We start from the raw sequence: 21011 nt of genomic DNA, 5'->3' as shown, positions 1-21011 counted from the left end.
CGAGCAGCCGGCAGTGTCCGCCGCGCCGCGTCGCTCCGCCGCCGCATCACGCGCGGACGAACGCCAGCAGTTCGTCGTTCAGGCGTTGCGCGTGCGTCAGATACAGCGCGTGCGGCCCGCCCTCGTAGACACTCAGCGTCGCTCGCGGCACGCGCTTCGCGGTCGCGGCGCCCGTCAGCGCGAGCGGCGCCGTCTGGTCGTCGTCGCCGTGAATCACGAGCGTCGGCACGTCGAACCGGTCGAGATCCGCCCTGAAATCGGTTTCGGAAAACGCCCCGACGCAATCGAGCGTGCCCTTCAACCCGGCCTGCAACGCCATGAACGTGGTCCAGTCGAGCGCCGCGCGCGAGATCGTCGACGCGGGCCGGTTCGAACCGGTGAACAGCGGCCAGAAGTTTTCGAGGAACGCCGCGCGATCCGCGACGATGCCCGAGCGAATGCCGTCGAACACGGCAACGTCGACACCGTCGGGATGATCGTCGCGGCGTGCGACCAGCGGCGTCACCGCGCCGATCAGCACGGCTTTCGCGATGTGCCGCGTACCGTGCCGGCCGATGTAGCGCGCGACCTCGCCGCCGCCCATCGAAAAGCCGACGAGCGTGACGTCGCGCAGCCCGAGCGTCTCGATCAGCGTCGCGAGATCGTCGGCCAGCGTGTCGTAGTCGTAACCCGTCCACGGCTGGCCGGAGCGGCCGAAGCCGCGCCGGTCGTAGGCAATGCAGCGCATGCCGTGCGACGCGAGATGATGCATCTGGACGTCCCACATGTCCGCGTTCAGCGGCCAGCCGTGAATGAACACGACCGGGCGGCCGGCGCCCCAGTCCTTGTAGTGAATCGAAACGCCGTCGCGTGTCGTGAACGTGCTCATGCGGATCCCCCGGTGGTGCAAAGGCGTCCGCCGGCCGGTGCCGACGGACGGCGCGCAAGCTGCCGCGTCATGACCGCGACAGCCTGGCGATGAAGCGGTTCAGCTCGGTCGCGAGGATCACTTCCCGATAGTTCGCCGGGCGCTTCGCGCCGCGCCATTGCGGCTTGTAGATCGCATCGCCGGCGCGGATCGTGATGCCGGTCAGCGCGCAGCGCCCGAGACCGCGCGACTTGGCGCTGATCCAGCGCTGCTCGTCGTAGCGAAAGCGCGTGGGATCGCTCCACGATATCAGGACCGACGAGTCGGTCTGCCGCTCGGCCGCGACGATCGCGCACCGGCGGCGCATGCCGTCGCTCGACGCGGCCGGCACTTCGTCGCGGTGGCGACGGCACGCGGCGTCCGGGTCGCGAAGTGGCGGCGGCGCGTGGTGACGCGCCGCGGCCGACGGGTCGAGCAGCGTCATCACGTGTTCCCAGCGATTGAAGGCGTCCATGGCGGCGTATCCGGGCAAGTGGCGACGGGCCGGATGTCTCGCACCCGCACGCATCGCGATGCGTCATCCGCCGCCGCGAACCGGCAAGACCCGCGACGGGATGACCTGATGCCGACGATAACGGGCCGCCGCTGAAGAGTCTTTACGCCGGGCTTAATTTTTCTGGCGGGCGCGCTCGCGCGGCGCGCGGCGGCCGCGTTCACGACAATTCAGCACGATTTCAGTACGCGCCGCGCGGTCGCGGGATAGCCTCCTGTCGGCGTTCGTTCGTGCCCTTGCGTGCCTGCCGGCGCGCGAACGCGAACGCGCCGGCTGCCCGCGCGAGCGCCGCTCGCGGACAGATCCGAAACCCTTCAAATCCAACGCGGCACCATTGCACCGCACGTTCAAGGAGTCCTCATGCGTCCCGCAGATCACGACGCCATTCCCTCGGCGCGCCGCCGAGACATGCTGCTGGCCGGCGCGACCGCCGTTGCCGCCGCCGCGCTGCCGGCCGCTGCCGCCGCCGCCCCCAAACACGCCGCTTCCGCCCATCAAGGAGCCCATGCGATGAACACGATCACCACCAAAGACGGTACGCAGATTTACTTCAAGGACTGGGGCAGCGGCCGTCCGGTCGTGTTCTCGCACGGCTGGCCGCTGTGCGCCGATGCGTGGGACGCGCAGATGCTGTTCCTCGTGCAGCACGGCTACCGCGTGATCGCGCACGACCGGCGCGGTCACGGCCGCTCGAGCCAGCCGTCGCAGGGCAACGACATGGACACGTATGCCGACGACCTGGCTGCGCTGATGAATGCGCTCGACCTGCGCGAGGCCACGCTCGTCGGCCATTCCACCGGCGGCGGCGAAGTCGCGCACTACATCGGCCGGCACGGCACGAAGCGCGTGGCGAAGGCCGTGCTGATCGGCGCGGTGCCGCCGCAGATGGTGAAATCGGCGTCGAATCCTGGCGGCCTGCCGATGGACGTGTTCGACGGCATCCGCAAGAACGTCGCCGAGAACCGTTCGCAGTTCTACAAGGATCTCGCGGTGCCGTTCTTCGGCTTCAACCGGCCGAACGTCAAGGTGTCGCAGGGCACGATCGACGCGTTCTGGGCGCAGGGCATGATGGGCGGCGTGTACGGCCAGTATCAGTGCGTCAGGGAATTCTCCGAGGTCGACTACACCGAGGACCTGAAGAAGATCGACGTGCCGACGCTGATCCTGCACGGCGACGACGACCAGATCGTGCCGATCGACGATTCGGCGCGCCTGTCCGCGAAGATCGTGAAGCACGCGCAGCTGAAGGTGATCCCCGGCGGCGCGCACGGGATGTGCGTCGTCAATGCCGACCTGATCAATGCCGAACTGCTCGCGTTCCTGAAGGCGTAAGCGCTGCGGCACGGCGCGCGCGGCCCTGGCGCCGGCGCGCCGTTCAGGAAGATTCAGGAATTTTCAGGCCGACGCGATTCCGTCGCGGGGAGCGCGATCGCTAAGATCGTCGCTGCGCGATGCCGGGGGCTCATGGCGACGGCGCGCGCGCCGGCCTGAGCAGGATGCCGATCAACACCCCGGCGACGGCGAACGCCATCGCGACCCGGAAATTGTCCGCGAGCGCGAGCGTGGTCGCCTGGACCCGGACCGCCCGGTCGAGCAGCGCATAGGTCGCCTGGTCGCCCGTGGCGAAGGTGGCGCCGTGCGACACGAGCGACGCCGCGCCAGCCCGCAGCCGCGCGAGCGTTTGCGGATCAGACAGCGTGACATGCAGACCGACGAGATTCGAATGGGTAGCCTCCATGATGCGCTGGATCACCGCGATCGACGTCGTGCCGAGCTGCCCGCTCAGCAGGCGCGTCGTCTGCACGACGGCGCCGAACGTCAGCGCGTGCTCGGCCGTCACATGCTTGCCGAAGAAGAAGATGACCGACGTGAGCGCCATCGTCTGGCCCAGCGCCTGGAGCAGTTGCGACGGGATGAAGTCGGGCTCGGCCCACGCAGGCGTGAGACGCGCGCCGAGCGCGAATGCGACCGCCACCATCAGGAAACCGGCGACGATCAGCCGGCGCGGATCGACGCGCTGCAGCAGCCACGCGACGCACGGCGCGAACAGCAATTGCGGAATCGCGATCCAGCGCAGCGTATCGCCGATCTGCAGCGGGCGAAGCCCGTAGGTGCTCGCGAGAAACACCGACGGAATGAAGCTCGTGTTGAGCACGGTGAAGCGCACGAGACCGACGAGCAGGATCAGCAACGCGACGTTGGGCAGCGCGAGGTAGCCGAGATCGAGCCCGGCCTGCCGGGACGTGAGTTCGTGGATCAGGAATGCGGCAATCATCAGGATGGCGATGCACAGCAGCGCGACGATCAGCGGCGACTGGAACCAGAACAGCCGTTCGCCCTGGTCGAGCGCGATGCACAGGCACGCGAACCCGCCGGCGCCGAGCAGCATGCCGCGCGTGTCGATGCCGGACACGAAACGCTTGACCGGCTCGTTCGACAGCGACAGCAACAGGCAGACGATGAACGGCACCGTCAGCAGCGCGTTCTGCCAGAACAGCCAGCGCCAGCTCAGGTGTTCGCTGTACCAGCCTTCGAGCGTCGCGGACAGGTTCAGCGACATCTCGAGGTTCATCGCATACGCGGCGATGCCGAACGGGATCAGCCGCGGCGGCAGCGTGCGGACGACGAACCCGACGGTCAGCGGCACGAACACGCCGGACGCGAAGCCGGCGAGGCTCTGGAACGCGATGAAGGTGCCGAAGTTCGTGCACAGCGGCAGCACGGTTTCGACGACGAGAAACACCGAGGCGCCCGCCAGCAGCACGCGGCGCGTGCCGAACACGAAGGCCGCCGCGATCGCGAGCGGGCCGACGAACATCTGCGACGCGGTGAACGCCGTGTTGATCCACGCGCCTTCGTCGAACCCGACGCCGAGCGCGCCGCGCACGTCGGCGAGGCCGAGCGACGTGATGCGCGACGTCAGCGTCGCGATGATCGCGCCGAGCAGCACGGACGCGATCGCGGCGATCGAGCGAAACGTCGGTATGTCGGCGGCCGGCGCGGCGGCCGGCCCCGGTGTCACGCCACCGGGGGCGAACGTGGTGTTCATCGTCGAGCGGCTCCCGCATATGAGGCTCGCGCAAGCATAGCGCGATACGAAGAAAGTCGTCCGTACGATGGAGTATCCCGACCATGACCCCGAACCCGCCGGACTCGCCGTCCGTTCCCGCCGCGCGTTCGCGCAAGTGGCCGGTCGTGCTGATCGCCGCCGGCGCGCTGCTGCTCGTCGCGCTGCTGGTCTACGAATACGATGCGCACGAACGCGGCACCGACGACGCGTACGTGACCGGCCATCTGCACGTGATCTCGCCGCGCGTGGCCGGCACGGTCGAGCGCGTGCTGGTGGACGACAACCGGTTCGTGCATGCGGGCGAGCCGCTCGTGCGTCTCGACCCGCGCGATTTCGACGTGCGTGTCGCGCTGCAGCGGGCGCGCGTCGCGCAGGCCCACGCAGATGCGAGCCGCGCGAAGGCGCTGGTCGAGCAGGCCGACGCGACGCGCGTGTCGGCGCATGCGGATGCCGAGAAGGCCGAGCTCGATTACGCGCGGGCCCGCGAGCTGACCCGCGAAACGCCGCGCGGGCTGTCGCAGCAGGAATTCGATGCGGCCAACGCGGCCCGCAAGTCCGCCCGCGCGCGCATCGACGCGGCCGACGCGCAATGGCGCAGCGCGCAGGCCGCGTGGCAGGCGGCGGCCGCCGTGTCGAACCAGAACGACGCCGAATTGCGCGACGCGGAACTCCAGTTGCAATACACGACCGTCGTCGCGCCGTCGGACGGTTATGTCGGCAAGAAGACCGTCGAGACCGGCGAGCACGTCGCGCCCGGCCAGGCGCTGCTCACGCTCGTCGAGCCGCACCCGTGGGTGGTCGCGAACTTCCGCGAAACCCAGCTGCGGCACGTGCGCACCGGCGACGCCGTGCAATTGCACTTCGACGCGCTGCCGGAGCGGACCTTCAGCGGCCACGTCGACAGCCTGTCGCCCGCGACCGGCGGGCAGTTTTCGCTGCTGCCGCCCGACAACGCGACCGGCAACTTCACGAAGGTCACGCAGCGGGTGCCCGTGAAGATCCTGCTCGACGGGCAAGCGGTGACCGAGCCGCGCATCCGGCCCGGCCTGTCGGTCGTCGTCACGCTGCAACCCGAGCGCGCGCAGCCATGATCCGCATCGCCGCCCCGTTCGCCGCCGTGTTCGCGGCCTGCCTGCTGAGCGCATGCACGATCGCGCCGCGGCCGCTTGCGCCCGTACCGGTCGGACCGGCCCCGTTCCGCCATGCGGACGCGGCGATCCCACCCGCCGCGCCGCTCGCCGAGTGGCCCGCATGGTTCGGCGCGCCGCCGCTCGTCACGCTCGTCGAGGCCGCGCTCGCCGGCAATTACGACCTCCGCGCCGCCGCGGCGCGCGTCGACCAGGCGCAGGCGCTGCTCGGCGTGCGCGAAGCCGCGCTGGCGCCCACCGTCGGCGTCGCGCCGTCGTTCAGCCGCTCGCGCGTGTCGGGCACGGTCGACAACGCATTGCCGAAACGCACGATGCACAACTGGTCGGTGCCGTTCACCGCGAGCTACGAAGTCGATCTGTGGGGCCGCCTGCGCGGCGACGCCGAGATCGGCCGGCAGAACGTGCTGCAGGCGGACGCGGATCGCGCGGCGGTGCGCCTGCGCGTGGCGACCGACGTCGCGGCCGACTACCTGACGCTCCATTTCGTCGAACAGGATCTCGCGACGCTCGCGCGCGCGATCGAGCTGCGCCGCACCGCGCTCGACGTGATCGCCGCGCGCGTGCGGGCCGGCGCGGCGAGCGATCTCGACGCGCTGCGCGCGTCGGCCGACCTCGATACGGCACGCGCCGATCTCGCGGACAGCCGGCGGCTGCGCGAGAACCTCGTCGACGCGCTCGCCGTGCTGACCGGCGTGTCGCCGACCGCATTCGCCGTCGCGCCCAGCGCATCGCTCGTGCGCGTGCCGGACGTGCCGCCCGGGCTGCCGTCCGCGCTGCTCGCGCAACGGCCCGACGTCTACGCGGCCGCGCGCCGTGCCGACGCGGCGTCGCTCGAGATCGGCGTCGCCCGCACCGCGTGGCTGCCGACGTTGACGCTGACCGCGCAGGGCGGTTTCGCGAGCCGCGATCTCGGCACGTTTCTCGATCGCAACAGTTCGCTGTGGGGGCTCGGCACGAGCGTCGCCGAAACGCTGTTCGACGGCGGCAAGCGCGACGCCGCGGTGGCCGCCGCGACGGCCGGCGCGGACCTCGCCGACGCGAACTATCGCGCGACCGCGCTCGGCGCGCTGCGCGAGGTTCAGGACGCGCTCAACGACATCGCCGCGCAGAAGGAGCGGATCGCGCGCTACGACAGCGCGGCGCACGCGACCGAGGCGGCCGCGCGGTTGTCGCTGAGCCGTTATGCGCACGGCTACGTCAGCTATCTCGAGGTGATCGACGCAGACCGCGATGCACTGAGCTTGCAACGCCAGCTGATTCACAGCCGCCAGTCGCTCGCCATCGCGACGATCGGCCTGGTGCGCGCGCTGGGCGGCGGATGGACGCCGCCGGCTTCGGCGTCGTCCGGCGACGCACGTCGCGCCGGACGCTTGTGACGCTGCACGAACGCGCGCCGCGCGTTCGCCGGAACGGCGTCAGACGCTTTCATGCCGCTCTTAAGCTTACCTAACGTTTTTTGCGTTGTTGCACGGTCACCCGCTCAGTCACCCGCTCTGCCACCCGCCCCCGCCGGGCGCACGCCGAGCGCTTCGGCCTGGCGCACGAGATCCGGCAGCGTGCGGACCTGCATCTTCTTCATCACCTGCGCACGATGCACCTTCACCGTGATTTCCTGCAGCCCGAGATTCGCCGCGATCTGCTTGTTCATCAGGCCCGCGATCACCTGGCTCATCACTTCGCGTTCGCGCGGCGTCAACGACGCATAGGCCTGCCGCACCGCATCCAGCGCACGCTCGCGCGCGAGGCGTTCGCCGTCGCTGGCCAGCGCGCGGCCGACGGCATCGAGCATCGTGTCGTCGTCGAACGGCTTGGTCAGGAAATCGAGCGCGCCGCCCTTCATGGCCTTGACGGTGGTGGCCACGTCGCCGTAACCCGTCATGAACAGGATCGGCACGTTCATGCCCGCGCGCACCGCTTCCTCCTGGACGGCGAGCCCGCTCTCGTCGGCCAGGCGCACGTCGAGGATCAGGCAGCTCGGCACGTCGGGCCGCTCGAATGCGAGGAACGCGCGCGACGACGCGAACGTCTCGACGCGAAACCCGGCCGAACGCAACAGTGCGCTCAGCGCGCGCCGCAGCGTTTCGTCGTCGTCGACCACATAGACGATCGGCGCGGGATCGCCCGCGCCCTGGTGACGGTTCGAAGTCATATCCGGCGTGCTCGCCATCGCATTCCTCGTGTAGGCATCCGCTTCATTATCGAATGATAAACCGAGAAAAGTCCGGGCGGACACGCCGGCGCGCGCGGCATGACGGCGGACGCGCCGCTCACGCGGGCGGTGTGCCGGATGCGACCTGATCGATCAGGTCGAGCAGGTCGTCCGATGGAAACGGCTTGCGCAGGAACGCGACCGCGCCTTGCGCGAGCGCACGGCGGACCGACTCGTCGTCGCCGTGCGCCGACATCAGGATGACCGGCAGCGCCGCGTTGCGCTGCACCAGCAGGCGCTGGACGTCGAGACCGCCCATCCCTTTCATCTTCAGGTCGAGCAGCACGCACGCCGCGTCGTCCAGCGGGCCGGTCGCGAGAAATTCCTCGCCCGACGCGAACGGCAATGCGGTATGGCCCGCCGATTTCAGCAGGCTGGCAAGACTCTTTCGGACCGACGCATCGTCATCGATGATGCAAACAAGGGCCATGAAATAAAAACCTAAATGGTGTCAATCGAGGTGAGCGCCGTGCGGTTCATGCCGCATCGACAGGCGCCGCCGCTGCGCGCCAGGTCCGCGCAGCCCGGCTGTCACGCCCACGATCCGGCGACCGGCACGGCCGGCGCCGGCTGCAGCGCGTCCGCGTGCGGGTCGGCCGCAAACGACGCGCGGCGCGCGTGGAGACGCCCGGCTTCGCCCGATTCCGCCAGTTTCTCGAGCGCATACGCGCGCACGACCTCGAGCAGCGAGTAGCGCTTCGACAGTCCGACCGAATGAACGACCAGCAGCGATTTCGACGCCAGGCTGACGAGACAGTCCAGCACTTCGTCCGCACCCAGTTCGTTGCAGGCGGCCAGCGCGCAGGCCGCGTCGAGCCGGAACGCATCCGGAAACACCGCGAGACGGCACAGCACGGTGCGCTCCATGTCATCGAGCAGCCGATAGCTCCACTCGATGGTGGCCCTGAGTGTCTGCTGGCGCGGGTGCGCCGTGCGCAGGCCGCCGGACAGCGACAGCACCGACTTGTCGAGATCCGCCGCCAGCCCCTGGATGCCGAGCGACGCGACACGGGCCGCGCCGAGCTCGAGCGCGAGCGGCAGGCCGCTCAGGCGGCGGCAGAGGGTTGCGATCGCGTCGAGCGTCTTCGCGTCCGCCGGAAGATCCGTACCCATCGCGCGCGCGCGCGCCAGGAACATCCGGACCGCGCCGCTCGCGACGATGTCGTCGGCGTTCGCGCCGGCCGGCGGCAACGACAGCGGCCCGACGCGATAGACCCGCTCGCCCGCCACCCGCAACGGCTCCCGGCTCGTCACGACGAGTATCGCGCCAGGGTTCGCGTCCGCGATCGCTTCGCTCAGGTCGGCCAGTTCGTCGACGTACTGCTCGGCGTTGTCGAACACGAGCACGACGCGCTGCTCGCCGATCGCCTGGACGACGTCGGCGGGACCCGCGCCCGGGCCGCCCGGCAGGTCGAACGCGTCCAGCACCGCGCACGCCAGGGTCGCGTCGGCCCGCAGGCCGGCCAGGTCGACCCGGACCATCTCGATCGCGTGCGCCATCGACCAGGCCGTCGCGACTTCCAGCGCCAGATGCGTCTTGCCGACGCCGCCGGGACCGACCAGCGTGACGAGCGCCTCGCGTTCGAGCAGCCCGTGCAGCTCGGCCGCTTCCTGCTCCCGGCCAATCATCGGACATTTGCGCGGCGTAGCACTCGCGCGGACATTGCCTGCCGAGTCGAACGCGAGCGGCGGGCGATCGCCGTGCGCATGGTCGGCCGGCGGCGCGAGCCGGTAGCCGCGGCCCGATTCGGTCCGGATCCACCCATGCTTGCCGCCGAACAGCTTGCGCAGCGTCGAGACGTGGACCTGGATGTTGTTCTCGACCACGATCGTGTTCGGCCACACGGCCTGCATGATCTCGTCCTTCGACACGAGCCGGCCGGCCGCCTTCACCAGCAGTTCGAGGATCTCGAACGCCCGGGCGCCGATATACCGGGGCTGCCCGTCGACACAGACTTCGCGGCATTCAAGGGAAACCGTCACCCGTCCGAACGTGTACATGATCCGCACTCGCTTATGCTGCCTGCCACCTCGCGCCGCCTCGCGAGGCGACGCGCTCCTGGGTTGCCCGTCCGGCCATGCCGATGCATGCCGGAAGGCGTGACCGTATCGTAGGTCGCAACCGGCGCCGCGAATATTATCCATAGGTTTAAGTCCGGCCCCGGCCGGCCGCCGGGGCTCAAGGGCGCGGCGGGTACTGCAAAATCCCGCGGGCTGTCGGACAATGCACGGGTCGCGGCCCGAACGCGCGCGACCGAGCCCGGCCGATCCCGCATCGCGAGCCGCTTCCACCTCCTCCACCCAGCCCGCCGCCCCACCGTGAATCAGCCCTTGCGTAACCCGGACGACACGAACCGAATGGATGCCGAATGGCTCGCGCGTGCCCGCCTGTCGAACGTGGTGCGCTCGGGCGACGTCCTGACCTTCGACCTGACCGACCGCGCGACGGGGCGCGTGTGGCCGGCGTGCCAGACCGGCTGGGAATTCGACCAGCGCTGCCGGCAGTTCGAGCAGGAACATGCGTTGAACGGGATCCTGGACCCGGCCTGGGCGCTCTTGCCGGTGGCGCTGATCCGCGCGGCCGACGGCCCGGTGCTCGTTCATCCGCGCCTGGACGTGCGTGCGTTCGACACGCTGACCGACGTCCGGCTGCCGCTCGACGCCTTTCTCGAAACGGCGATCGGCGCCGCCCGCACGCTCGGGGAACTGCATCGGCGCGGCTGGCTGCACGGCGATCTCCAGCCGACCAGTTTCGTCATCGCAGCGGACGGCACCGTCATGCTCCGCTCGTTCGCCCATGCCCGGGAGCGCGCGACGAAACAGGCGGCGGACCGCACGATGCGCACGGATTTCGCCGCGTACGCCGCGCCGGAAGTCTCGGCAGGCGCGTGCGTCGACGAGCGCGCCGACCTGTACGCGTTCGGCATCACGCTGTTCCGCCTGCTGACGGGCGCGATGCCTTACAAGGCCGCGTCGACGTCCGACTGGGTCCACGCGCACGTCGCGATCAAACCGTCGCCGCCCACGGCGTTTCGCGGCGACGTGCCCGCCATCCTGAACGATCTGATCCTGAAGCTGATCGCCAAGGAACCCGCCGATCGCTACCCGTCCTGTGAAGCGGTGCAGCACGATCTCGAACGGATCCTGCACGACTGGCTCGCCGCGGGGCGCGTCGAGCCCTTCGCGCTCGGCGGCTGCGATCCGTTCGCCGGTCTGCACACGCTCGACCTGCCGGTCGGCCGAGACGTGGAAATTCATCTGCTCGAGGGGATCCTGGAGAGCGTCACGCGCACCGGCGAGTCGGCCCTCGTGCTGGTCGGCGGACCGGCCGGCGTCGGCAAGACCGCGCTCGCCGAACACTTCGTGCGTCATGCGCGCGCCGCGTCGCGCACCGCCTGGTTCGCGTCGGCCACGGTCGACCGGTTCCAGCCCGCGCGGCCGTATGCGCCCGTGCTGCAGGCGCTGCGCACGCTGTTCGGCAGTGCGCTGGCGAGGCGCGACGACGAAATCGCGGCGATCGCCGCGCGGCTGCGCGACTGCGTGGGTCGGCAGGCCAGTCTTCTTGCGGCGATCTTCCCGGAAACCGGGTGGCTGCTCGACGTCGAGCCCGTCGCGTTCGACCCTACCGATGCGATTCCCGAATTCCATCTGTGCCAGATCGTCGTGAATGCATTCCGCGCGTTCGCGGCGCCGGGCGAGCCGCTCGTCATGACACTGGACGACATCCAGTGGGCCGACGAAGCGACGCTCGCGTTCCTCGCATCGATCGCGCTCGATCCGCCGGCCCATGTCTGCATCGTCGCCAGCTATCGAAGCGGGCCGCCGCATGACGACGCGCCGGCGTTCCGGCACCTGCGCGAGCAGCTCGATCGCGCCCGCGTCGCGTCGCTGACGCTGGCACCGCTCGATACGCCCGACGTCACGCGGATGCTCGCCGGCATGCTCGGCGAGGCGCCGGCCCGCTTGTCCGGGCTCGGCGACATCGTTCATCGCAGGACGGGCGGCAATCCGTTCTACATCCAGCAGCTGCTGCGCACGCTGATCGACGAGCAGCTGCTCGGCTACGATCCGGTGCGGCAAGCGTGGCAATGGAATGCGGACGACATCGAGGCGCGCCACGAGACCGAGAACGTCGTGAGCCTGCTCGCGGTCCGGATGCAGCGCTTGCCGCACGAAACGAGAACGCTGCTGGCGCTGATGGCCTGTATCGGCATCGACATCGACGAAGCGCTGTTGCGCGCGGCCGCCGACAAAACGCTGGCCGAACTCCGCTTCTGGCTGGACCCGGCGCGCCGGATGGGTCTCGTGTCGCTCTCCGGCGACCGCTGGCGCTTCGCTCACGACCGCATCCTCGAGGCCGTCTACGCACTCACGGGGCGCCCGGAGCGCGCGCCGCGCCACGCCCGGATCGCCGCCGCGATGCTCGCGCGCGCGAACCCGCCGTCACCGGACTCCTTGCTGGCGCTCGCCGCCCAGATCGAACTGGCGCAAGGCGTGCCGCTCGACGACACGCTCGCGCTCGCATACGCGGGTGCGCTCGCCGACGCCGCGGAGGCCGCGGCCACGGCCGCCGCGCGCGATCGTGCGTTGTCGTTTCTTGCGTCGGCGCAATCGCTGCTCGGCCCGCATGCCTGGTCGCAACACTACGGCCTCGCCAGCCGGATCGGCATCCTGCGCAGCGGCCTGCTGCTCGCGACCGGCGAAACCGCACAGGCGTCCGACGCGATCGACACGCTCATGGCACGTACGCGCACGCCCGCCGACCGCGCCGAGGCGCATCGGCTGAAGGCCGCGCAGCTCACGGTGGAGGCGCACTACCGGCAAGCCATCGACGTCGCGCTGGCCGGGCTGGCGCTGCTCGGCGTCGAACTGCCCGCCGAGCCGGTCGAGGCCGATCTCGCGGCGGCCTGCGATGCGGTGCGCGCGGCGCTCGACGGCCGCGACATCGCCGACCTGGTCGACCTGCCCGTGATGACCGACACGCGCGTGGAAGCCACGATGGCACTGCTGACCGCGCTCGAAGCCGCGATGTTCTATCCGAGCGGCGGGTTGATGCTGCTGCATTTCGCGACGATGGTGCGGCTGACGCTGCGCCACGGCGTCACCGCCGCGTCGGTGCAGGGGCTCGCGTGGTACGGCGTGAGCATCGCGGAGCACCACGGCGCGTATGAAGACGGCTTCGAATTCGCCAGGGTCGCGCTCGCGCTGGTCGATCGCCACGGCTTCGAGCGCTATCGCTCCGCCACGCTGATCGCGCTCGACCAGGTGAGCGTCTGGACCCAGCCGCTGTCCTACGCACTCGAACGCGCACGCGATGCGAAAGCCGCGGGCAATGCGAGCGCCGAGCTGCGATGGATGTGCTACAGCTGCAATCACATCGTCAGCGATCTGTTGTCGATGGGCGAGGCGCTGCCCGCGATCCGCGCCGAAATCGACCCGCTGCTGGAGATCGCGCGTGGCGCGCACTACGACGACATCACCGACCTCGTCTCCACACAATCCGAATTCATCGATGCGCTGCAGTTCGGCCAGGACCGGCTGATCGGCAGCTGGCGTGCCCGTGCGTCATCGCGGACCCCGATGTCGGTCCTGGCGTTCTGGACCGACGTGCTCGCCGGCCAGGCGGCCTTCATCTTCGGCGACGCCGCGACGGCGCGCGCATCGCTCGATGCGGCTACGTCGAGTGCATGGTCGACGCCCGCGCACATCATGCTTGCCGATTTCCACCTGTTCAGCGTGCTGGCCGGGATCGCATGCGACGACGGCGCAACGCCGCCCGAACGCATGCTCGAACGCTTCGCGCCCCAGCGCGCCCGCTTCGCGGTGTGGAGCGAGCGAAATCCCGGAACGTTTCTCAACAAGCTCGCGCTGATCGATGCCGAGTTCGCGTGCGTGCGCGGCGAGCACGTGGTCGCGATGCAGCAATACGAAACGTCGGCCAGCCTCGCGGCGGAACACGGCTTCGTGCACGAACAGGCGCTCGCGCACGAGCGGGCCGCGCAGCATGCCGCGTCGCTCGGGCTCGGCGGCCAGGCCCGTCATCAGTTGCGGCTCGCCCATGCGTGCTACCGGCGCTGGGGCGCGACCGGCAAGACGCGGGCGATGGAAGCGCAGCATCCGTTCCTCGTGATGGATCCGTCGCCGGGCGGCCCGGCCGCGCCCGCGCGCGAGGATCTCGATTTCGCGCTCGCGATGCGCGCCGCCCATTCGTTATCCGAAGAAATCGTGCTCGGGCGCCTGATCCAGACGCTGATGCGCAACATGCTCGTGTATGCCGGCGCGCGCCATGGCCTGCTGCTGCTCACCCGGCACGACCGGCTGACCATCGAGGCGGTGGCGCGCATCGCGGGCAGCGACGTGATCGTCGATATCGCCCGCAGCGAACCCACCGAACAGGATGTGCCGCTGTCGATCCTGAACACCGTCGCGCGCACGCGAAAGCCGATCGTGCTCGCGAATGCGCAGCGCGACGGCGTGCCCGATCACGTCGACAGCCTGCGCGCGCACCCGACGCGCTCGCTGTTCTGCCTGCCGCTGTTGAAACAGGGCGCGCTGGTCGGCGTGCTTTATCTCGAGAATGCACTGAGCAACGGCGTGTTCTCGCCGCGGCGCATCGCGATGCTGGAAGTGCTCGCGCCGCAGGCCGCCAACGCGCTCGAATCCGCGCGGCTCTACGCGGAACTGATCGACGAGAACGCGCGCCGGGTCGAGACCGAGGCCGCGCTGCGGCACGCGCGCACCGAGCTCGCGCGCACCGCGCACATGACGGTGATGGGCGAACTCGCCGCATCGATCGCGCACGAGATCAATCAGCCGCTGACGAGCATCGTGTCGAGCGCCGGCGCGGGCATGCGCTGGTTGCGCGGCCCGCAACCCGATCTCGGCGAGGCGCTCGCGAGCCTGGACGACATCCGCGCATCCGGCGTGCGCGCGGCCGACATCGTCCGCGCGTTGCGATCGCTCGCGCGCCAAACGCCGCCCGCGCTGGCGCCGGTCGCGATCGACGACCTGATTCGCGACATGCTGCGTCTCACCGAGACGGAAATCGACGCGAAGCAGGTGGTGCTGCGCACCGAACTGCACTGCGACGGCATCTGCGCGATGGCCGACCGCACCCAGATCCAGCAGGTGATCCTCAACCTCGTCACCAATGCACTCGACGCAATGGACGGACTCGTCACGCAGCGCGAACTCGAAATCGCGTCGCAGGTCAGCGACGGCCATGCGGTGGTCCGCATCGCCGATCGCGGCGCCGGCATCGCTGCGGACATCGCCAACCGGATCTTCGATCCGTTCTTCACGACGAAATCGCACGGCATGGGAATGGGACTCGCGATCTGCCGCTCGATCATCGAGGCGCATGGCGGCACGCTCGAAGCGGCGCCGCGCGACGGGCACGGTACCGTGATGACGTTCCGGCTGCCGGTGTCGACGCGCGGCTGATACCGGCGGCCAACGCATCGCGGCGCCAGCGCCGCACGGCTCAGGCTGCGCCCTGCCGCTGCGCATCCTCGCTCAGGAAGCGGTGGACGAAGGTCACGGCCATCGCCCCTTCGCCGACCGCCGACGCCACCCGCTTGACCGAGCCCGACCGGACGTCGCCCGCCGCGAACGAACCCGGCACGCTCGTTTCGAGATAGTAGGGCCGGCGCTCGAGCGGCCACACGCGCCCGAATGCAGGACAGTCGTAGAGGTCGCTGCCCGTGACCAGGTAGCCGCTCTCGTTGCGAATGATGTTCGTGTCCCTCGCCCATTCGGTGTTCGGCGCACCACCGATGCAGACGAACAGGTGCGTGGCCGGCAGCACTTCCCGCGCGCCGTCTTCCGTGCGCAGCACGATCGCCTCGAGCCGGCCGTCGCCCTGCAACGCGTCGACGGTCGTGCCGTAGCGGACGGTCACGTTCGGCATGCGCTCGATCCGGTCGATCAGGTAGCGCGACAGCGTTGCCGCGAGCGATGCGCCGCGCACGATCATCGTGACTCCACGCGCGTGCCGTGCGAAGTTCATCACCGCCTGCCCGGCCGAATTTCCGCCGCCGACGATGAACACGTGCTTGCCCTCGCACATCGGCGCCTCGCTCGAGCCCGCGCCATAGAACAGGCCCGCGTTGAGAAAGCGCTGTTCGTCCGGCAGACCGAGGCTGCGGTATTCGATGCCGGTCGCGCAGATATTTGCGCGCGCGGTCAGAATCGAGCCGTCGGCCAGGTCGACGCGAATCTTGCCGTCGACGAACGTCGCATGCACGCCCTCGCGCATCATCAGCAGCTCGACGCCGAACTTGACCGCCTGCTGGCGCGCACGCTCGGCCAGCTCGGCGCCGGGTATGCCGTCCGGGAATCCCATGTAGTTCTCGATCAGCGAACTCGTCCCCGCCTGTCCACCGACCGCATCGCGCTCGATCACGACGGCCCGCAACCCTTCCGATGCCGCGTAGACGGCAGCCGACAGGCCCGCCGGGCCGGCACCGTAGATCGACAGGTCATACTCGATGAAGCGCGGCCGCGCGACCCAGCCGAGCTTGGCGGCGATCTCCGGCAGCGTCGGCTGGTACATGCACGTTCCGTCCGGAAAGACGACGACCGGCAACCGGACATCGCGCAGCGGCGCGATGCCCAGCTCGCGCACGCAGTCGGTGTCGGACGTCAGTTCGCACCACGCGTACTCGACCACGCCGCGCTTCAGGAAATCGCGAATTGCGTAGGCTTCCCTGCTGTTCGGCAAACCGATTACCCTGACATGCTGAGACTGCGTCATGAAGCCCTCCCGGCGACCGCACCGCGACATTGCACCCCGGCCGCACTTGCGACTGTACGTCGTCGTCGCCATCGCGCCGCGACGTTTAATAAGAATTAAGGTCCGCTCGCGCCACGACCGTCCACAATGAATCCTGTCCGCCTCCGCTTGCAGCTTCGTGCCGGCCGCGCTGCGAGCGCTCTGCGGCGCCGGCATCGGAGCGAAAGATGACTACCACCTGCAGTCACCTCGGCGAAGCGCGCGTCCTGCACACCGACAAGGACTACTGCGAGGAATGCGTGAAGTCCGGCAGCCGGTGGGTGCATCTGCGCCTGTGCCTGAGCTGCGGGCAAGTCGGTTGTTGCGACTCGTCGCCGAATCGCCACGCGAGCCGGCATTTCCACGAAACCGGCCATCCGCTCGCCCGTTCGATCGAGCCGGGCGAGCGCTGGGTATGGTGCTACGCGGACGAAGTCATGGCCGGCGAAATCGCGTCGTAGCGCATCGCGCGCCGGCATCCGGCACCCATTTCCACTGCGGGTAAACACCGCTCGATCGCGGCTTTGTCCTGCCGATCTTTTCCACTAGAATTTATCGAACGATAACTTATCGACTGATAAACACGAGGTGTCCCATGCCTGTATCCAGACTTGCGCACTACTCGATCCGCACGCTCGATCTCGAGAAATCGTGCCGGTTCTATGAACGCGTGCTCGGCTTCAAACGCGGCTATCGTCCGCCGTTCGACTTTCCCGGCGCATGGCTCTACAAGGGCGGCGACGAAGCCGATTACGGCACCGTGCACATCATCGGCGTCGATCCGTCCAATCCGGACGGCCTTGCCGCCTATCTCGGCGACAAGCCGCTGCCGGCCGCCGGCACCGGCACCGTCGACCACATCGCGTTCCTCGCGACCGGCGTCGAGGCGACGTGGCGCACGCTGCGCGCCGAGAACATCCCGTGGCGCGACCGCACGGTGCCCAGCCTCGGCCTGCACCAGGTCTTCATCGAGGATCCGTCCGGCGTGACGATCGAACTCAACTTCCCTGCCGCTGAGGTTGAGGGCCTCGCGCTTCCCGACGCGGCCGCATCGGCCGGCGCATCCACCGGAGACTGACATGAACAACATCACTGCAAGCAAACGCAAGGCCGCCATCGTCGGCGGTTCGCTGGGCGGGCTGTTCGCAGCCAACCTCCTGCTGCGCAACGGCTGGGACGTCGACGTGTACGAACGCGTGCCCGAGGCGCTGTCGGGCCGTGGTGCCGGCATCGTCACGCATCCGGAACTGTTCGACGTGATGCTCGCCGCGGGCGTGCGCATCGACGCGTCGATCGGCGTCAAGGTCGAGTCGCGCATCACGCTGTCGCAGGACGGAGCCGTGGAATCGGAACGGCGCTTGCCACAGACGCTCACCGCGTGGAGCAAGATGTACCACGTGCTGCGTGCGGCGCTGCCCGATCAGCACTATCACGCGGGCGCCGTCGTGACCGACGTCGCGGACGGGCCGGAGCACGCGTCTATCACGCTGTCCGATGGCTCGGTCGTGCATGCCGATCTCGTCATTGCCGCCGACGGGTTCCGCTCCGCGATTCGCGAGCGGCTGCTGCCGGACGCGCAGTTGCAATACGCGGGCTATGTCGCATGGCGCGGGCTGGTCGACGAAGCCGCGCTGTCGGAAGCGACCCACGCGAGCCTGTTCGACAAGTTCGCGTTCGGCTTGCCGCCGCACGAACAGATCCTCGGCTACCCGGTCGCCGGCCAGGGCAACAGCACGCAACCCGGCGAGCGCCGCTACAACTTCGTCTGGTATCGCGCGACGCGCGAAGACACCGACCTGCCGAACCTGCTGACCGACGAGACCGGCAAGCTGTGGGCCGGCGGCATTCCGCCGACGCTGATCCGGCGTGAGGTCCTCGCCGATCTCGAGGACGCGGCCGACGCGCTGCTCGCGCCGCAGTTCGCGGAAGTCGTCGCACGCGCGACGCAGCCGCTGTTCCAGCCGATCTACGACCTCGAAGTGCCGCGCATGGCGTTCGGCCGGATCGCGCTGCTCGGCGATGCCGCGTTCGTCGCGCGGCCGCACTGCGGAATGGGCGTCACGAAGGCGGCCGGCGATGCGCTCGCGCTCGTCGCGTCGCTCGCCACGCGCGCCGACACGCTCGACGCGCTGTGCGAATACAGCGAGACGCGCACCGCCTTCGGCGTCGCGATCGTGCAGCACGCGCGCCATCTCGGCGCGTACATGCAGGCACAACTGAAAAACGACACCGAGCGCGCAATGGCCGAGCGCTATCGCACGCCGGAAGTCGTGATGCGGGAAACCGCGGTGCCGCCGCATTTCTGAGCCGCATTTCCGAGCCGGGCACGGGCGGGCGCCGCGCACGAGACGCGCGACGCCCGACGCCCGGCCGCGACATTCGATCCATCGAGGAGACACCGTGAACCACCCGCTTCCGGCCACCGCCGGCACCGCGCCCGCGCATGACTCGCCGGCGCAGGCCGCCCATCCGCTGCTGCGCGACGCCCGTTTTCGCGCGCTCGTCAGGCGCAGAAGGCTGCTCGCCTGGTCGCTGACGCTCGTCATGCTCACCCTCTATTTCGCGTTCATCCTGACGCTCGCGTTTTCGCCGGCGCTGCTCGGCCAGCCGATCGTGCCGGGCCGGCCGACGCCGTGGGGCATCCCGGTCGGCTTCGGCATGTTCGTCGTCACGTTCGCGCTCGTCGCGCTGTACGTATTCCAGGCCAATTCGGTCCACGACGCGCTCGTCGCGTCCCTTCGTCACGGAGACACGCCATGAAACGCCTGCTTCTCGCCGCGATCGCCGCCGCCGGCACGGCACCGGCGTTCGCGGCCGGCCCCGCGGCGATCGCACACGGGCACAACCCGGTCGCGATCGGCATGTTCCTGCTGTTCGTCGCGTCGACGCTCGTCATCACGCGCTGGGCCGCGCGCAAGAATCACAGCGTGGCCGACCATTACGCGGCCGGCGGCCGGATCACCGCGTTCCAGAACGGCTGGGCGATCGCCGGCGACTACATGTCCGCGGCATCCCTGCTCGGCATTTCCGCGCTGGTGTTCACGAGCGGCTACGACGGCCTGATCTATTCGGTCGGCTTTCTCGCGAGCTGGCCGATCATCCTGTTCCTGATCGCCGAGCCGCTGCGCAACCTCGGCAAGTACACGCTCGCCGACGTCGTGTCCTATCGCCTGCGGCAACGGCCGATCCGCGCGTTCGCGGCGTCGAGCTCGATCGTCATCGTGCTGCTGTATCTCGTGTCGCAGATGGTCGGCGCGGGCAAGCTGGTCGAGCTGCTGTTCGGTCTCGACTACACGGTCGCGGTGCTCGTCGTCGGCGTGCTGATGGTCGTCTACGTATTCTTCGGCGGGATGCTCGCGACCACCTGGATCCAGATCATCAAGGCCGTGCTGCTGCTCGCCGGCGCGGCGTTCATGGCGTTCATGGTGCTCGGCCGTTTCGGCTTCAGCCTCGACGCACTGTTCGCGCAGGCAGTCAGCGTGCATCCGAAGCATGCGGCGATCCTGCGTCCGGGCGGCCTGGTCTCCGATCCGGTCTCCGCCGTGTCGCTCGGCCTCGCGCTGATCTTCGGCACGGCGGGCCTTCCGCACATCCTGATGCGCTTCTTCACGGTCGGCGACGTCAAGGCTGCCCGCAAGAGCATCCTCCATGCGACCGGCATCGTCGGCGTCGGCTACGTGCTGATCGTGATCATCGGCTTCGGCACCATCGCGCTCGTCGCGCCGGACCCGCATTACCACGACGCGTCCGGCGCCGTGACGGGCGGCGCGAACATGGTGGCGATCCACCTCGCGCACGCGGTCGGCGGCAACGTGTTCCTCGGCTTCATCTGCGCGGTCGCGTTCTCGACCATCCTCGCCGTGGTCGCCGGACTCACGCTCGCGGGATCGTCGGCGATCTCGCACGATCTCTACGCGAACGTGCTGCGCCGCGGACGCGCATCCGACCAGGAGGAAATGCGCGTGGCGCGCGCGACGACCGTGGTGCTCGGCGTGCTCGCGATCCTGCTCGGCATCGCGTTCGAGAAGCAGAACATCGCGTTCATCGTCAGCCTCACGTTCTCGATCGCGGCGAGCTCGAACTTTCCGGTGCTGCTGCTCTCGATCTACTGGCGCGGGCTCACGACGCGCGGCGCGGTGCTCGGCGGCCTGCTCGGGCTCGCCACCGCCGTCACGCTCACGGTGCTGAGCCCGACCGTGTGGGTGACGGTGCTCGGTCATGCGCATGCGGTCTATCCGTACGAATACCCGGCACTGTTCTCGATGGCGGCGGCGTTCGCCGGCGTCGTCCTGTTCTCCGTCACCGATCGCTCGGCCCGCGCGCGACAGGAGCGTGCGCAGTTCGACACCCAGCTCGTCGCGTGCGAAATGGGCACCACAACGGGCATCACGCAACGCGGCTGAGCCGCACG

Annotated in this window: 16 protein-coding genes; 9 read left to right on the top strand and 7 right to left on the bottom strand. The window is 69.3% G+C overall.

Going from position 1 to position 21011, the window contains the following annotated elements; genetic code table 11:
• Positions 1 to 46 precede the first annotated feature (46 nt).
• Together U4Z64_RS19590 and U4Z64_RS19585 are read right to left on the bottom strand one after the other, a co-directional pair.
• Positions 47 to 868: an alpha/beta hydrolase gene (locus U4Z64_RS19590; protein ID WP_321820709.1), complete on the bottom strand. Its 822-nt coding sequence runs from the start codon at positions 866 to 868 to the stop codon at positions 47 to 49.
• A gap of 67 nt (positions 869 to 935) precedes the next feature.
• Positions 936 to 1361, bottom strand: coding sequence for a DUF3331 domain-containing protein (locus U4Z64_RS19585; protein WP_321820708.1), 426 nt, complete (start codon positions 1359 to 1361; stop codon positions 936 to 938).
• A gap of 549 nt (positions 1362 to 1910) precedes the next feature.
• Here U4Z64_RS19585 and U4Z64_RS19580 point away from each other — a divergent pair.
• The gene (locus U4Z64_RS19580) at positions 1911 to 2732 is read left to right on the top strand and encodes an alpha/beta fold hydrolase (protein WP_185640873.1); all 822 of its coding nucleotides are present in this window, start codon (positions 1911 to 1913) and stop codon (positions 2730 to 2732) included.
• 130 nt (positions 2733 to 2862) lie between these two features.
• On the opposite strand, the gene U4Z64_RS19575 is transcribed toward U4Z64_RS19580, so the two are convergent.
• Positions 2863 to 4449, bottom strand: a complete 1587-nt coding sequence (locus U4Z64_RS19575; protein WP_321820707.1) for an MFS transporter — start codon at positions 4447 to 4449, stop codon at positions 2863 to 2865.
• Between the two features lie 83 nt (positions 4450 to 4532).
• Between U4Z64_RS19575 and U4Z64_RS19570 the strand changes: the two genes are divergently transcribed.
• Together U4Z64_RS19570 and U4Z64_RS19565 are read left to right on the top strand one after the other, a co-directional pair.
• Positions 4533 to 5561 (top strand): HlyD family secretion protein, encoded by a 1029-nt coding sequence (locus tag U4Z64_RS19570; RefSeq protein ID WP_321820706.1) that lies wholly within the window; start codon positions 4533 to 4535, stop codon positions 5559 to 5561.
• A complete protein-coding gene (locus U4Z64_RS19565) occupies positions 5558 to 6994 on the top strand; it encodes an efflux transporter outer membrane subunit (RefSeq protein WP_321820705.1) in 1437 nt (478 codons plus the stop codon). The genes U4Z64_RS19570 and U4Z64_RS19565 overlap by 4 nt, the downstream gene beginning before the upstream one ends.
• Positions 6995 to 7098: 104 nt before the next feature.
• On the opposite strand, the gene U4Z64_RS19560 is transcribed toward U4Z64_RS19565, so the two are convergent.
• From U4Z64_RS19560 to U4Z64_RS19550, 3 genes are all read right to left on the bottom strand, one after another.
• Positions 7099 to 7767, bottom strand: a complete 669-nt coding sequence (locus U4Z64_RS19560; RefSeq protein ID WP_260428093.1) for a response regulator transcription factor — start codon at positions 7765 to 7767, stop codon at positions 7099 to 7101.
• A 118-nt stretch (positions 7768 to 7885) separates the two neighbouring features.
• A complete protein-coding gene (locus U4Z64_RS19555; protein WP_321820704.1) occupies positions 7886 to 8257 on the bottom strand; it encodes a response regulator transcription factor in 372 nt (123 codons plus the stop codon).
• A gap of 101 nt (positions 8258 to 8358) precedes the next feature.
• Positions 8359 to 9828 carry an ATP-binding protein gene (locus U4Z64_RS19550; protein ID WP_185733778.1) on the bottom strand — a complete coding sequence of 490 codons (1470 nt, stop codon included), beginning with the start codon at positions 9826 to 9828 and terminating at the stop codon, positions 8359 to 8361.
• 357 nt (positions 9829 to 10185) lie between these two features.
• On the opposite strand from U4Z64_RS19550, the gene U4Z64_RS19545 reads away from it, so the two are divergent.
• A complete protein-coding gene (locus U4Z64_RS19545) occupies positions 10186 to 15270 on the top strand; it encodes an AAA family ATPase (RefSeq protein ID WP_321820703.1) in 5085 nt (1694 codons plus the stop codon).
• A 40-nt stretch (positions 15271 to 15310) separates the two neighbouring features.
• Here the strand turns inward: U4Z64_RS19545 and U4Z64_RS19540 are convergent, their stop codons facing one another.
• The gene (locus tag U4Z64_RS19540) at positions 15311 to 16582 is read right to left on the bottom strand and encodes an NAD(P)/FAD-dependent oxidoreductase (protein WP_321820702.1); all 1272 of its coding nucleotides are present in this window, start codon (positions 16580 to 16582) and stop codon (positions 15311 to 15313) included.
• Positions 16583 to 16788: 206 nt separating this feature from the next.
• Here U4Z64_RS19540 and U4Z64_RS19535 point away from each other — a divergent pair, with 206 nt between their 5' ends.
• The 5 genes from U4Z64_RS19535 (at position 16789) to actP (ending at position 21003) form a co-directional block, all read left to right on the top strand.
• Positions 16789 to 17061, top strand: coding sequence for a ubiquitin carboxyl-terminal hydrolase 14 (locus U4Z64_RS19535; protein ID WP_124521100.1), 273 nt, complete (start codon positions 16789 to 16791; stop codon positions 17059 to 17061).
• 134 nt (positions 17062 to 17195) lie between these two features.
• Complete coding sequence (locus U4Z64_RS19530) at positions 17196 to 17678, top strand: VOC family protein (RefSeq protein ID WP_124488019.1); 483 nt, start codon at positions 17196 to 17198, stop codon at positions 17676 to 17678.
• Position 17679: 1 nt separating this feature from the next.
• Positions 17680 to 18906 carry an FAD binding domain-containing protein gene (locus U4Z64_RS19525; protein WP_124488020.1) on the top strand — a complete coding sequence of 409 codons (1227 nt, stop codon included), beginning with the start codon at positions 17680 to 17682 and terminating at the stop codon, positions 18904 to 18906.
• A gap of 94 nt (positions 18907 to 19000) precedes the next feature.
• On the top strand, positions 19001 to 19360 hold the full coding sequence (locus tag U4Z64_RS19520) for a DUF485 domain-containing protein (protein ID WP_124646364.1): 360 nt from the start codon (positions 19001 to 19003) through the stop codon (positions 19358 to 19360).
• Entirely contained in the window at positions 19357 to 21003 is a 1647-nt protein-coding gene (gene actP / locus U4Z64_RS19515) for a cation/acetate symporter ActP (protein WP_321820701.1), read from the top strand. Before U4Z64_RS19520 ends, actP begins: the two co-directional genes overlap by 4 nt.
• Positions 21004 to 21011 lie beyond the last annotated feature (8 nt).

The organism is Burkholderia sp. BCC1996 (assembly GCF_905339955.1).
GTDB lineage: Bacteria > Pseudomonadota > Gammaproteobacteria > Burkholderiales > Burkholderiaceae > Burkholderia.
The sequence above is the reverse complement of the archived record's forward strand: the minus strand, read 5'-3'. Positions and strand labels throughout refer to the sequence as shown.